The sequence below is a fragment of the Streptomyces sp. NPDC005820 genome, assembly GCF_040630255.1.
Classification (GTDB): Bacteria; Actinomycetota; Actinomycetes; order Streptomycetales; family Streptomycetaceae; genus Streptomyces.
The window spans coordinates 17024-30478 of the sequence record NZ_JBEXXE010000012.1 but is presented as its reverse complement, the minus strand read 5'-3'; the positions used below and the strand labels follow the sequence as shown (position 1 = coordinate 30478).

General features: G+C 71.7%; 9 protein-coding genes. 6 read left to right on the top strand and 3 right to left on the bottom strand.

The features are described from left to right. The first annotated feature begins 14 nt into the window (after positions 1–14). Together ABZ464_RS16550 and ABZ464_RS16545 are read left to right on the top strand one after the other, a co-directional pair. Entirely contained in the window at positions 15–536 is a 522-nt protein-coding gene (locus ABZ464_RS16550) for a sigma-70 family RNA polymerase sigma factor (RefSeq protein WP_359276913.1), read from the top strand. Position 537: 1 nt separating this feature from the next. Beyond that, complete coding sequence (locus tag ABZ464_RS16545; RefSeq protein ID WP_359276910.1) at positions 538–1317, top strand: hypothetical protein; 780 nt, start codon at positions 538–540, stop codon at positions 1315–1317. Between the two features lie 67 nt (positions 1318–1384). On the opposite strand, the gene ABZ464_RS16540 is transcribed toward ABZ464_RS16545, so the two are convergent. After that, positions 1385–4702, bottom strand: coding sequence for a S8 family serine peptidase (locus ABZ464_RS16540; protein ID WP_359276908.1), 3318 nt, complete (start codon positions 4700–4702; stop codon positions 1385–1387). A gap of 221 nt (positions 4703–4923) precedes the next feature. On the opposite strand from ABZ464_RS16540, the gene ABZ464_RS16535 reads away from it, so the two are divergent. The 3 genes from ABZ464_RS16535 (at position 4924) to ABZ464_RS16525 (ending at position 8758) form a co-directional block, all read left to right on the top strand. Continuing rightward, a complete protein-coding gene (locus ABZ464_RS16535) occupies positions 4924–5379 on the top strand; it encodes an NUDIX hydrolase (RefSeq protein ID WP_359276905.1) in 456 nt (151 codons plus the stop codon). A gap of 226 nt (positions 5380–5605) precedes the next feature. Next, positions 5606–7375, top strand: coding sequence for a TIGR03767 family metallophosphoesterase (locus ABZ464_RS16530; RefSeq protein WP_359276902.1), 1770 nt, complete (start codon positions 5606–5608; stop codon positions 7373–7375). Positions 7376–7567: 192 nt separating this feature from the next. Further along, the gene (locus tag ABZ464_RS16525; protein ID WP_359277404.1) at positions 7568–8758 is read left to right on the top strand and encodes a glycosyltransferase; all 1191 of its coding nucleotides are present in this window, start codon (positions 7568–7570) and stop codon (positions 8756–8758) included. A 17-nt stretch (positions 8759–8775) separates the two neighbouring features. Here ABZ464_RS16525 and ABZ464_RS16520 read toward each other — a convergent pair whose 3' ends face one another. Both ABZ464_RS16520 and pepN read right to left on the bottom strand, forming a co-directional pair. Continuing rightward, positions 8776–9843, bottom strand: coding sequence for a hypothetical protein (locus ABZ464_RS16520; RefSeq protein ID WP_359276901.1), 1068 nt, complete (start codon positions 9841–9843; stop codon positions 8776–8778). Between the two features lie 204 nt (positions 9844–10047). Then, positions 10048–12624 (bottom strand): aminopeptidase N, encoded by a 2577-nt coding sequence (gene pepN, locus ABZ464_RS16515; protein ID WP_359276898.1) that lies wholly within the window; start codon positions 12622–12624, stop codon positions 10048–10050. Between the two features lie 170 nt (positions 12625–12794). Between pepN and ABZ464_RS16510 the strand changes: the two genes are divergently transcribed. After that, entirely contained in the window at positions 12795–13439 is a 645-nt protein-coding gene (locus ABZ464_RS16510; RefSeq protein ID WP_359276895.1) for a DsbA family protein, read from the top strand. Positions 13440–13455 lie beyond the last annotated feature (16 nt).

Below are 13455 nucleotides of genomic sequence, written 5' to 3'. Positions count from 1 at the left end.
CTGTGCTGCGCAGAATGATCCGCCGTGGACAGGGGGACGGCCTCGTGCCGGGCGACCCGCTGGACGCGGCGCAGGAACGTCGGGTGCGGGCGGTGCTCGCGCTGGGCGGGGTGCCGCAGGCGGACCTGCTGGACGGGGTACAGCAGGTACGCCTGCGGCTGCTGGAGCGGGCCGCCAAGGGGTACGAGGCTCCGCGTGACGTCTCCGCGTGGGCGGCGGTCGTCGCCTCCAACCTCGCCATGGACTGGCACCGCGCCCGGCGCCGGCAGGAACGCCTCGGCGAGCGGCTGGCCTCCCTGCGCCAGCACGAGCACCCCTCGGGCGAGGACACCAGCGTGCTCTCCCTCGCCGTCGCCCAGGGCCTGGACGATCTGCCCGACGCCCAGCGCCAGGTCGTCGTCCTGCGTTTCTTCGCCGATCTGCCGGTCGCCTCGATCGCCCACGAGCTCGGCGTCCCGGAGGGCACGGTCAAGAGCCGCCTGCACACGGCGGTCCGGGCCCTGCGCGCCCGCCTGCACGAGGACGAGGTGGTGTGACATGCCCGGACAGCAGCACGAGAACCGCGACGGGGACGACGGCATGGACGCCCTCATGGCCGACGCCCTGATGGCCGCGATCACCGGCGACCCCCTCCCGGACGGGACCCGGGCCGACCCCGCCTCCCAGGCCGCCCACCGCGCGGCGACGGCCGACGTGGCGCTGCTGAGGGAGCAGCTCGGCCTCATCGCGGCGGCGCTCACGGAGCCCGCCGAGGAGCCCGCGCCGGCGGTCGTACGGCCGCTGCGGCCCCGGTCCCGGCTGCGCCCCTTCGCCCTGCGTGCCGTGGGGGTCGCCGCCGCCGGTGCGCTGGTGTTCGGGGCCGGGTGGGTGGTGGTGCAGATCGGGCACGGCGTGGCCGGCAGCCAGTCGAGCTCCGACAGCGGGGCGAAGGCCGCGTCGGGCGCGGGCCGGGAGGACGCCGACAGCCCGCTGGGCGACCCCGGCTACCTCGCCTGCGTCCGTCTGGTCGTCGAGGGCGAGGTGACGGCCGTACAGCCGCTGCCCGGTACGGACGAGGAGCGCGTCACCCTGCGCGTGACCCGGGCGTACAAGCCGGAGCAGGCGCCGCGGGACGTCCGGTTCGTGCTGGCGCGGGACATGGATCCGCTGGTGGCGAAGGGCGACCAGGTGCTGGTCGCCCTTCCGAAGGGGTCGTCCTCGCCGGACGTCTGGGCGGTCGGCGAGCCGGACATCGCCCCCGAGCGCCGGGCCCTCGCCCGCGCCCTGCCGCAGTCGACGGAGTCGTCGGCGGCGGCGGCGCCGGCCTGCGGCGAATGACGAAGGGGCGGGTGTCCCCCCGGACACCCGCCCCCTTTGTGTTCTTCGCCTTCTTCTTCCTACGGCGTTACGGGGTGACCTTCTCGATCGCCACGTTGCCCGAACCCGTGACGGTGCCGCGGGCGTTCACCAGCTGGACCTGGCCGAAGAAGGCCCGGCCCTCCGGCGCGGCGGCCGCGGCGGTGACCTTCGCGGAGACCTGCGCCGAGGCGCCCGTGGCCAGCTTCACCGGCGTGGCGTCGTCCACGGAGATGGTGCCGAGCGAGGCGGCGTAGAAGACGTCGAAGTAGTCGTACGCCGTCGTCCCGGCCGGGACCGCGTAGCCGGAGACCACGATGGTGTAGGTGCCGGCGGCGGGCGAGGCGAGGGAGACGGCCTCCTCCGAGTCGCCGTCGGCGGAGATCCCGACCTGCTTGCCGCTCGCGTCCAGGACCACCAGGTCGAGGTCGGCGGAGGCGTCGGACACCTTGCCGATCTTGACGTCGAGGGACTTGGCGCCCGCGGGGACGTCGACCGTGGTGGTCTGGTCCTCGCCCTGCGCGATGGTCGGGCGGGTCGTCTTCGAGGAGCCGAGCGGGCCGCCCACCAGGTGGCCGTCGACGGCCGCGTAGCCGTTCGTCACCTTCCAGGAGGCGGTGGCGGGCTCGCCGACCTTGGCCTCGGGCACGGTCACGGTCGCCGGGTCGAACACGGCGCCGTACACGGTGACGTCCAGCTTGTACGGGTTGTCGAGCAGCGGAGAGGTGCGGCGCGACTCGACCTCGATCTCCCAGACGCCCGGCTGCGGGTCGGCGTAGGAGCGGGCGTCGGGCTTGCAGCCGTTGCCGTCGAGGTAGTTGTTGTAGCAGTAGGGCGTGCCGTTGTCCTCGACCGAGACACCGTAGGGGTGGATCGACAGGAACCGGGTCTGGCTCTTGTCCTTGAGCCCGCCGATCGCGACCTCCAGCGACTTCGCGCCCTCGGGCACGGTCAGGAAGTAGTGCTGCGAGCTGTTGCGCTGCACGGTGTTCGCGGCGTGGAAGGTGTGGTTCACCGGGGTGGAGACCACGACGGTGTTGAGGATCTGCCGGTCGACGCCCTCGGTCTTCGGGTCGTCGACCTCGAGGATCGCGCTCTTGATGCCGGCGGACTTCGGGGCGGCCTGGATCTTCACGGTGACCGGCTTGTTCAGCTCCAGCTTCACCGTGTCCGAGCCGAGGATCCGGAAGGTGCCGGCCGCGTTGTTCGCCAGGCTCAGCTCGTGCCGGACCGCCTTGTCGGCGCCCGTCGTACGGGTGACGGTGACCTCGTACGTCTTCTTCTGACCGGCCTTCAGGCCGCCCTCACGGTCGTAGATCCCGGTGCCGAAGCCGGGCGTCTTCAGCGCCTGGTCGAGCACGGTGTCGACCGGGGCCTTGACCGTGTAGTCGTGCGCGGTGGCGCCCTTCCGGATGGACTTCCAGGCGTCCACGATGTTCATGAGGCCCGCGCCCTCCTCGTAGGCCTGCACACCCTTGATGTGGTCGGCCGTGGAGGTGAGCGCCGTGCGCAGGTCCGCCGGGCTGAGGGCGATGCCCTTCTGCTTGGCGGCGGAGATCAGCAGCGCCGAGGCGCCCGCGGCCTGGGGGGAGGCCATCGAGGTGCCCTGGAGCATGGAGTAGCCGGCGGGCAGGGTGTAGCCCGACTCGGCGACCGGGCCGCCGGGCAGCCAGGTCTGGGTGGTGTTGATGGCGGCGCCGGGCGCGACGAGCGTCGGCGTGAAGCCGCCGTCCTCACGCGGGCCGCGCGAGGAGAAGGGCAGCAGCGCGTACTTCTTGGTCACCTGCGAGCCGTAGTTGGCGGCCCAGGTCTCCTTGGAGATGGACGCGCCGACCGAGATCACCTTGTCGGCCAGACCGGGGTCGCCGATGGTGTTGGCGCCCGGGCCCTCGTTGCCCGCGGAGATCACGAGCTGGACGCCGTAGGTGTCGATGAGGCGGGTGTACAGCTCGTCGCGCGCGGTGTTGCCGTCGTTCAGCGGCGGCAGACCGCCGATCGACATGTTGACGATGTCGACGCCGCGGTTGACGACGAGGTCGATCATGCCCTCGGTGAGCGCGATGTTGGTGCAGCCGCCGGTCCAGGTGCAGGCCCGGGAGGAGACGATCTTCGCGCCGGGCGCGGCGCCGTTCATCTTGCCGCCGAACAGGCTGTTCGCGGCGGTGATGCCGGCGACGTGGGTGCCGTGCTCGGACTCGATGATGCCGATGTTGACGTAGTCGGCCTTGTCGCCGGCCGCGTTGTAGACGACGTCCTTGCGGGTCTCGACGACGAACGGGATGCGCTCGGCGACGTCGGTCGCCGGGTTGTCGGTCCCGAAGTAGCCGACCTGGTAGCCGTCCTTGTACGGCTTCATCGGCGCGTCGTCGGTGAAGTCGAGGTTGTCGTTCGCGTCCACGCGGACGGTCCCGGTGGCCGCGTCGTACAGCACACCGAAGGCGTCGGTGGTGTCGCCGTCCCGGTTGACGTCGCCCTTCTCGTCGCCGCCGGCGGTGATGGACTCGTAGAAGTAGTTGAACTTGTACGAGCCGGCCGGGGCCTTGAACGTCTCGGGCACGCCGGTGCTCGCGGGCGTCGCGGAGAACTGCGGGCCGCTCACCGAGGTGACCATCCGGCGCCAGGTGGCGTCGCTGTCGGAGACCGGGTCGGTGGCCGTCACCCAGTCGACGATCTTGCGCTCGCCGGTGGTGGTCTTCTGCAGCGCGGGGTGCGCCAGGTCCACACCGGAGTCGAGGATGCCGATGGTGACACCGCGGCCGTCCGCCTTCGGGTTCTTCTTCACGAAGTCGACGGCGCCCGTCTCGAAGGACGGGTTGTACGGGTTCTCGGCGGGGGTCTTCTTGTTCGGCGCGGCGTAGGTCTTCGCCTTCGAGGCGGTCGCGGCGCCCTTCGCGGTGTCCGCGCTCGGCGTCGGGTCGTCCAGCGCGATGTCCTGGCGCAGGTCGATGGCGTGCACGGAGGACAGCTTCGCGGCGGCGGCGATCGCGGAATCGGCCTTCGCGGTGGGGACGGTGGCGCGGACGTAGCCGACCTTGTCGAAGGTCCGGCCGACGATCCCGCCCTTCACCGCGTCCAGCTGCTCGGCGACCTGCTCGGTCTTCCCCGGCGCGGTCGCGACCATCATCGTGACGGTCTTGTCGCCCTCGGCCTTGGCCTCGGCGAGCAGGCCGGCGTCGTCGGAGCCGAGCTTGTCGTGGGCGGACTTCACGCCCGGGTCGGCGGCGGCCGGGGCGTGGCCCGCGTCGGCGGCGAACGCCAGGGGTATCGGTCCGGCCGCGGACAGCGCGGCCACCAGGCCGACGGCCGCGGCGACGCGGGCGGCGCGTCTGGTGCCGGATATCGGTTCGCGCTGGGGGGTGAAAGGCATCGGCATCCCTTGTTGGTAAAGGAACGGTCGACCGGGCTGGTCATACCTGATCGAGAACGTCCGGAACATGGTTCCGGACGAGCGGAAAGCTTTACGCAAGAGACGGTTGTTTGGGGAGTGTTGACCGAAACGATATGGATCTATGGGGAAAACCCTCTACGAGAACCCTGTGCGGTGAATATTCGCTCCCTGTCCGGGATCCACGCGGCTAACGTGCCCGTATGCGCGAGAAGTTGAGGGTGGCGGCCTACGCCGTGGTCGTCCGTGACGGTCAGGTCCTGCTCGCCCGCTCACCGGCCGACGGCGGTGGCTTCGAGTGGGTCCTGCCGGGCGGCGGCATGGACCACGGCGAGGACCCGCTGGACACCGTCGTGCGTGAACTCGACGAGGAGACCGGCTACCGCGTCGAGGTGACGGGCCTGCTCGGCCTGGACTCCTCCCGGCACGTCATCCGCCACTGGGAGGGGCTGCGGGGTCCCGTCGACCACCACGGGCTGCGGATCGTCTACGAGGGCCGGGTCGTCGGCGGCGAACTGCGCAACGAGGTCAACGGCTCCACCGACATGGCCGCCTGGCACGACCTGGACGCGGTGCCCGCCCTCACCCGGGTCCGGCTGGTCGACACCGCCCTGACGCTGTGGCGGGAGCGGCCCGTGAACGGACGGGTTACCCCGTGAGATGAACACGGAGTGACTGCTTCCCGGCCGTTTCCCGGCGGCGCGAGGAGCAGCCGAGGGCGCTGCGGGCGCCCATGATCCACGTACGGCGATCGGCGCTTCACGTTGCGGAAGCGTTCACGCACAGGCCATACCCGGTGTCGAGCATCCGGTACGAGCGGGACGTTCGCGGCTGCGACCGCCCCGCGTCCACTGCCGACGCGTTCGCACTCGGGGAGATCGCGCCATGTCGCGCTCACGCTCTGTCACGTCCTCCGCGCTGGGGGTCGACCGTCGTACCGTCCTCGCCGCCTCCGCGGCCGTCTCCGTCTCCGTGGGCGTCGGTTACGCCCTGCGGCCCACCGAAAGCCAGGCCGCGTCCGTGCCCCCGCAGGCACCGGCCCCGGCTCCGGAAACCACGGCCGCCTCCGCCTCCGCCAGCCCCGTCGCAGCCCCCCTCGCCCCCTACACCAGGGGCACCACCCTCGCCTCCGTGGCCGCCCCGCGCTCCGGCTCCGGATACCGCCGCCTCGGCAGCGCCGCCGGCTGGAAGCGCGTCGTCCGCACCGACCTCGCCGCCGCCGGGTCCGGCCGCGCGGGCCGCCGTACGACCCTCGCCGCCTTCGTCCAGCTCACCGATCTGCATCTGATCGACAGTCAGCACCCGCTGCGTCTGGAGTACCTGCGCGCCGCGAGCCCGATCTCCTGGCGGCCGCACGAGGCGCTGACCGTGCAGGGCGCGGTCTCGCTGATCGAGCGGGTCAACTCGCTGCGGGCCGCCCCCGTCACCGGCGCCCCGCTGGACTTCGTCGTCACCACCGGCGACAACACCGACAACAACGCCCACACCGAGCTGGACTGGTACCTCACGGTGATGAGCGGCGGCCGGATCACCCCCAACTCCGGTGACCCGCGCCGCTACGAGGGCGTCCAGAACAGCGGCATCCCCCTGTACTGGCAGTCCGACTCCACCTCCCGCGACAGCTTCAAGCAGCGCGGCTTCCCCCACCTCGACGGCTTCCTCGCCGCCGCGATCCGCGAGGTCAACAGCCCCGGCCTGACGCTGCCCTGGTACTCCACCGTCGGCAACCACGACGCGATGCCGCTCGGCTGCTACGCGCACGGCGACTCCTGGCTCGCCGAGTACGCGGTCGGCGGCCGCAAACTGATGGAGCTGACCCCCGCCGAGGCGTCCCGGCTCCAGCTGAGCATCAGCCAGGACCGGGACCCCAGGGGCACGGTCATCCGCGACCTGCTGAAGTCCAAGACCCGCGCCATGCGCACGGTCACCCCGGACGAGCGCCGCGCCCCCTACACCCCCGCCGAGCACGTCAAGGCCCACCTCGACCCGGCGTACAAGGGAGTGGGCCCGGTCGGCCACGGCTACACCGCCGGCAACCTGGCCGCGGGCACCCAGTACTACACCTTCGAGGTCGCCGAGAACGTCATCGGCATCAGCCTCGACACCACCGACCCCGGCGGCCACTACGACGGCTCGATCGGCACCGCCCAGCTGAAGTGGCTGGACGCGACCCTGCGCGCCCACAAGGACACGTATGCGATCGTCTTCAGCCACCACACCAGCCAGAGCATGAGCAACACCCGCCCCGACCCGGCCCACCCCCGGGAGCGGCGGCACACCGGTGCCGAGCTGACCGCCCTCCTCGGCCGCCACCGCAATGTCGTCGCCTGGGTGAACGGCCACATCCACCGCAACGACATCACCCCCCACCAGGGCGCCGCGGGCACCTTCTGGGAGGTCTCCACGGCCTCCCACGTGGAGTTCCCGCAGCTCGCGCGGGTCATCGAGCTGGTCGACAACAAGGACGGCACCCTCTCGATCCACACCACGCTGATCGAGTCCGCCGCCCCGCACCGCACCGACTTCACCGATCTCTCCCAGACGGGCCTCGCCGCCCTCTACCGGGAGCTGTCGGCGAACGCCCGCACCGACGGGGACCGGCTGAGCGGCGAGCCGAAGGACCGGAACACCGAGCTGGTACTGAAGAAAGCCTGAAGAACAAGGCCTGAAAAAGATCCGTAACCGGCGGTGGCGCTTCCGTCATCCAGGCTGCGCGCACATGTGACGTCCAGTTCACGTGTACGAAACGTCCGTACCGCCTCATATCGGCTAACCCGCAGTGGGCGGGGGTGGCTGGTTATCGGTGTGAGGCGGGTGAGGGTGTTGCGTACGGGACGCGGACTGCGGGTGCTGTCGGTCTACGAGGGGTTCTTCTCCGGAGGGGCCCGGATCGTGCACAGCGATGTGGTGCTGGGACTGCGGGAAGGCGGCCAGCACCACCGGGTGCTCAGCATCCACGGCGAGGTGCACCGCGAGGCCACCCGCCAGCGGATGGAGGACGACGCCTGCTACCGGGCGCTCACCGGCGCCGAGGTGGGCGTCACCTCCCTCGGTCGTACGTTCGGGATCGGGGGAACGGATCCGGCCGCCTTCAGCGGGCCGGAACTCGCCGACACCGCCCGGGCGACGGCCGACGCCGATGTGATCCTCTCCCTCAAGGAGCAGCCGCTCGCCCTGCTGCGCCAGGCGGGCCTGCCACGCCGCCCGGTCGTGGTCTGTCTGCACCGCTCCGACCCGGAGAACCAGGGCCGCGCCCTGCACGACCTCAAGGCCGGGATCGCCGACGGCACGGTGGCGGCGGCCGTGTGCTGCGCCGAGTCGACCCGGGCGGCGTACGAGGCGGCGGGCGTCCCGTCCGCCCTTCTGCAGGTGATCCCGAACGGGGTCGACCTGATCCGCTTCCGCCCGGACCCGGCCCGCCGCCTCGCCGTGCGCACCTCCCTGGGCGTCCCCGCCGAGGCCCCGGTGGTCGTCTTCGCCGCCCGCTACGACGGCATGAAGAACGTCCCCCTGTTCCTGGCGGCCGCCCGGGCCTGGCTGGACACGGTGCCCGAGGGGCACGTCCTGATGTGCGGGGCGGGCATGACGGCGGCGAACCCGGGCCTGACCGCCGACATCGCGGAGGCGTTCGAGGGGCGGGAGCGGGGCCGGCTGCACCTGCTCGGCGTCCGGCACGACATGGAGACCGTGTACGCCGGCGCCGACGTGGTGGCCCTCACCTCCTCCTGGGGCGAGGCGGCCCCGCTCTGCCTGATCGAGGGCATGATGTGCGGCGCGGTCCCGGTCTCGACGGACGTCGGCGACAGCGCGGCGATCGTCGCGGGCCACGGCCTGGTGACCCCGCCCGACCCGGCGGCGATCGCGGCGGCCTGGTCGGAGGCGGTGGCGCACCGGGAGGCGTACGCCCCCGCGCTCGCCGCGAGCCGCGAGCGCTTCAGCCGCACCCGCATGATCGCCTCGTACGCGGCCCTGATCGACCGCGTCCACGACACGAGGAGGGGCCACCGGTCGCCGGTGGCCCCTCCTCTCCCCTCCTGATCCCGCCCCGGTCCTCGCTAACGGGGCAGCACCACGACATACGCGGCCGGGTCGCGGTCCCCCGAGGCCATCAGCGCCGTACGGACCACCGTGGCCTGCTGCTCCATCGCGTCCCGCAGCTTCTTCGGGGTGATGTGCACGACCGTGATGCCGAGCCGCTCCAGGTGCTCGCGCTTGCGGGCGTACTCGGACCACAGCGCGTCGTCGTCCTGCCGATGGCCTTGGCGCGGCGCCCGGGTGTCCAGCTCCACCGCCACCGCCTGCTCCGGCCAGTAGGCGTCGAGTCCGCCGAGGTGCGGGCCGCCCGGGAGGCGCAGGTCGACGTTCCAGACCGGGTCGGGCAGGCCGTACTCGACGACCATCCGGTAGAGGCGGTCCTCGGCGATCGCCCGGCCCTCGGCCAGCAGGGAGTCCACCGCGTCCACCACATGCGGCCGGCTCAGCAGCTTGGCGTGGTTCAACTCCCGTACCACGGAGGCCGGTTCGCAGTGGCCGCCGCGGACCGCCTCCGACAGCAGCCGCCGTACCGTGCCCGCGTCCGTCAGCCCCGCCACCGCGTCGGCCAGCGCCCGCGGGACGGGCGCCACCGGTACGCCCGTCGCCTGCTCGGGAGCCGGCAGGCAGCCCGTGCGGACGACGTGGGCGCAGCCCGTCGAGCGCAGTCGGCGCAGGCGCGGGACCAGGACGTCGATCCGCTCCAGGGAGGACAGCGCGGGGGCGGCGGTGAAGCCGTGCAGGGTGAGGGCCGCGAGGCCGGTGATCATCGCCTCCTGGTACATCGGCCGGTGCGGGCCGTCGGCCTCCGGCTGGACCGGCACCCCGGCCGGCTCCGGCAGCTCGCGGGCCGCGTACAGCAGGACCGCGTGCAGCCGCTCCTCGCTGGTCGGCGGCCCCTGGTGCAGCATGAACACGCCGGGGAGGAGCTGCTGCCAGGGGCCGCCGGGCCGGCACTGTTCGGCGGCCTCGGCGGGGGAGACGCCGTGCGAGCGGAGCTGGGCCGCAGTCAGGACCCGGCGTCGGCCGTCGTGGGAGAGGTGGCGCAGCGGGCGGGGGGTGGCCGGGGGGAGCGGCGTGTTGGGGTTCATGCAACGGGGATTCCGCGCCCGATCCGCCCCTTAACCGCTGTTACACGCCTGTCGACAAACCTGGACAAGCTCGTCCTAAAGGACGGGTGTTCGGATGCCGAGTAGGCATCGAAAACCCCTGGTCCCGTCGGGCGGGGCCAGGGGTTACGGGTCCGATTGCCTGAATTCCGTAACGGTCACCGCCGACGGAATCCATGGCCAGAACTAGTGGTGTTCTTCGGCCCTGGCATCACACGCCTGGCCGCGCAGGCCCCGGGCCAGGTCGTCCCAGGCCTCCAGCACCAGCCGGCGCAGCGCCGGCGGCGCCCCGTCGTGGGCGGCGAGCCAGACATCCGTCTCCACCAGGGTCTGCGGGGAGTCCTGGAGATAGGGGTACAGGCCCTTCACCACGGTCATCGCGATCTGGATCGACCGCTCGGACCACACCCGCTCGATCGCCGCGAAGTACTTCTGCGCGTACGGCGCGAGCAGCTCCCGCTGGGAGGGCTGGGCGAAGCCCGCGATCGTCGCCTCCACCAGGGCGTTGGAGAGGTCCTCGGACTCCACCACCAGCGCCCACGCCTGCGCCTTGACCGCCGCCGAGGGGCGCGCGGCCAGGCAGCGCACCTGGTGGCGCTTGCCGGACGCCGTGTCGTCCCGGGCGAGCTCCGCCTCCAGCGCCTTCTCGTCGGCGTACCCGTGCGCGACCAGCGGCTCCAGGAACATCCACCGCAGTTCCTGGTCGACGTCCAGCCCCTCGATCACCGAGGTGCCGTCCAGCAGGCCCTGCAGCAGCTCGAAGCCGCCCTGGTCCTCGGCGGTCTGCGCGAAGAACCGCGCCCACGCCAGCTGGTGCTCACCGCCCGGCTCGGCGGCGTACAGCTCGCGCTCGGCGCCCTCGGCCAGCAGCCGCGCCCCGGTCGCCCGCAGCGGCGGCGCCACGTAGTGCACCAGCGCCGACTCCGCCCAGGCGTGCAGCATCTGCAGCACCCCGATGTCCGACTCGCGCCCCGCGAACCGCAGCACCAGCGCGATGAAGTCCCGCGCGGGCAGCAGCGCGTCCCGGGTGAGGTTCCACAGCGCCGACCAGCACAGGGCACGGGCCAGCGGGTCGGCGATGTCGCCGAGGTGCGTGTGCAGCGTCTCCAGCGAGGTCTCGTCGAAGCGGATCTTGCAGTAGGTCAGGTCGTCGTCGTTGACCAGCACCAGCTCCGGGGCCGCCTCGCCCACCAGGTCCGGCACGACCGTACGCGGCCCGTCGACGTCCGCCTCGGTGCGCGCGTACCGCACCAGCGCGCCCTCCTCCCGGCGGTACAGACCGATCGCCACCCGGTGCGGCCGCAGCTCGGGGTGCGACTCCGGGGCCTCCTGCACCACCGCGAGCTCCGCGATCCGGCCCTGCGCGTCCAGCAGCACCTGCGGGGTCAGCGAGTTCACCCCGGCCGTCTGCAGCCAGGACCGCGCCCACGCACCCATGTCCCGGCCGCTGGTCTCCCCGAGCACCGACAGCAGATCACCGAGACGCGTGTTGCCGTACGCGTGCCGCTTGAAGTAGCGGCGGGCGCCCTCCAGGAACGCGTCCTGCCCGACGTACGCCACCAGCTGCTTGAGGACGGAGGCGCCCTTGGCGTAGGTGATGCCGTCGAAGTTGAGCTTGGCGTCCTGCAGGTCGCGGATGTCGGCGGTGATCGGGTGGGTGGAGGGCAGCTGGTCGGCGCGGTACGCCCAGGCCTTGCGGCGGTTGGCGAAGGTGATCCAGCCCTGCGTGAAGCGGGTGGCGCCCACCAGCGAGAAGGAGCCCATGAAGTCCGCGAAGGACTCCTTCAGCCACAGGTCGTCCCACCACTCCATGGTGACCAGGTCGCCGAACCACATGTGCGCCATCTCGTGCAGGATGACGTTCGCCCGGCTCTCGTAGGACAGCCGCGTCACCTTCCCCCGGAAGATGTACTCCTCCCGGAAGGTCACGAGCCCCGGGTTCTCCATCGCCCCCAGGTTGTACTCCGGCACGAACGCCTGGTCGTACTTCCCGAACGGGTACGGGTAGTCGAAGTGCTCGTGGAAGAAGTCCAGGCCCTGCTTGGTGATCAGGAAGACGTCGTCGGCGTCGAAGTGGGGCGCGAGGCCCTTGCGGCACAGGGCGCCCAGGGGGATCTCCAGGGTCGTGCCGTCGCCGAGGTCACGGGTGTAGGAGTCGGTCACGTAGTGGTACGGGCCCGCCACCACACAGGTGATGTACGTCGAGATCGGCTTCGTCTCCGCGAACCGCCACACCCCGTCGGCGCGCTCGCCCACGCCGTTGCTCCACACCGTCCACTCCTCGGGCGCCCGCACCTCGAAGCGGAACGGGGCCTTGAGGTCGGGCTGCTCGAAGTTCGCGAACACCCGGCGGGAGTCGGCCGGCTCGTACTGCGTGTAGAGATAGACCTCGCCGTCCTCGGGGTCGACGAACCGGTGCAGGCCCTCGCCGGTGCGGGAGTAGGCGCACTGCGCGTCCACGACCAGCTCGTTCTCGGCGGCCAGGTCCTCCAGCAGGATCCGGGAACCGTCGAACACCTCGCCCGGGTCCAGATCGCGGCCGTTGAGGGAGACGGACGTCACACTCGGCGCGATCAGATCGGCGAAGCTCGCGGCGCCCGGCTCGTTGCAGCGGAAGCGGATCGTGGTGACCGAGCGGAACGTGCGCTCCCCTCGGGAATCGCCCACGGCCGACCGCACGTCGAGGGACACGTCGTACCCGTCGACGGACAGCAGGGCGGCCCGCTCCCGGGCCTCGTCGCGGGACAGGTTCTCACCGGGCACGGGCGGTACTCCCTCTTGGTGGCCGGACGGTGTGCGGACAGGAGTGATCCTGCCACGCGCCCCTGACCGGGGCAGCGGGGAATGCGTGCCGCAGGTGACGGTGTTGACGATGGGAAGGCCCTTTCTCACGCATCTCTCGAAGTTCCCTTGAAGACCTCCTGAGGAGACACATGTCCGAGAAGACCCCCGTCGACTTCTGGTTCGACCCCCTGTGCCCCTGGGCGTGGATGACCTCCCGCTGGGTCCTCGAAGTCGAGAAGGTCCGGGACATCGAGGTGCGCTGGCACATCATGAGCCTCGCCGTCCTCAACGAGGACAAGCTCGACGAGCTGCCCGAGGAGTACCGCGAGATGCTCGCCGTCAAGGCCTGGCAGCCGGTGCGCGTGGTCACCGCCGCCTGGCAGCTGCACGGCGCCGACGTCCTCGGCCCGCTCTACACCGCGCTCGGCACCCGGATCCACAACAACGGCGAGGGCCCGACCGTGGAGGCGATAGCGGGCGCGCTGGCGGACGTGGGCCTGCCCGCCTCCCTCATCGACTACGCCGAGCAGACCGACTTCGAGTTCGACGCCCAGCTGCGCGCCTCCCACAAGGAGGGCATCGAGAAGGTCGGCCAGGACGTCGGCACCCCGGTCATCGCCGTCCCCGGCCCCGACGGCGAGCAGATCGCCTTCTTCGGCCCGGTCGTCACCCCCGCCCCGAAGGGCGAGGAGGCCGCCCGCCTCTGGGACGGCACCGTCGCGGTCGCCTCGGTCCCCGGTTTCTACGAGATCAAGCGCACCCGTACCAAGGGCCCCGACTTCAGCAATCTGTGACAACTCCTGCCCGGGA

What these genes read in the sequence shown, in the direction of transcription:
- ABZ464_RS16550 (WP_359276913.1), top strand. Translation starts at nt 15, where the DNA reads ATGATCCGCCGTGGACAGGGGGACGGCCTCGTGCCGGGCGACCCGCTG.
- ABZ464_RS16545 (WP_359276910.1), top strand. Translation starts at nt 538, where the DNA reads ATGCCCGGACAGCAGCACGAGAACCGCGACGGGGACGACGGCATGGAC.
- ABZ464_RS16540 (WP_359276908.1), bottom strand. Translation starts at nt 4,702, where the DNA reads ATGCCTTTCACCCCCCAGCGCGAACCGATATCCGGCACCAGACGCGCC.
- ABZ464_RS16535 (WP_359276905.1), top strand. Translation starts at nt 4,924, where the DNA reads ATGCGCGAGAAGTTGAGGGTGGCGGCCTACGCCGTGGTCGTCCGTGAC.
- ABZ464_RS16530 (WP_359276902.1), top strand. Translation starts at nt 5,606, where the DNA reads ATGTCGCGCTCACGCTCTGTCACGTCCTCCGCGCTGGGGGTCGACCGT.
- ABZ464_RS16520 (WP_359276901.1), bottom strand. Translation starts at nt 9,843, where the DNA reads ATGAACCCCAACACGCCGCTCCCCCCGGCCACCCCCCGCCCGCTGCGC.
- ABZ464_RS16510 (WP_359276895.1), top strand. Translation starts at nt 12,795, where the DNA reads ATGTCCGAGAAGACCCCCGTCGACTTCTGGTTCGACCCCCTGTGCCCC.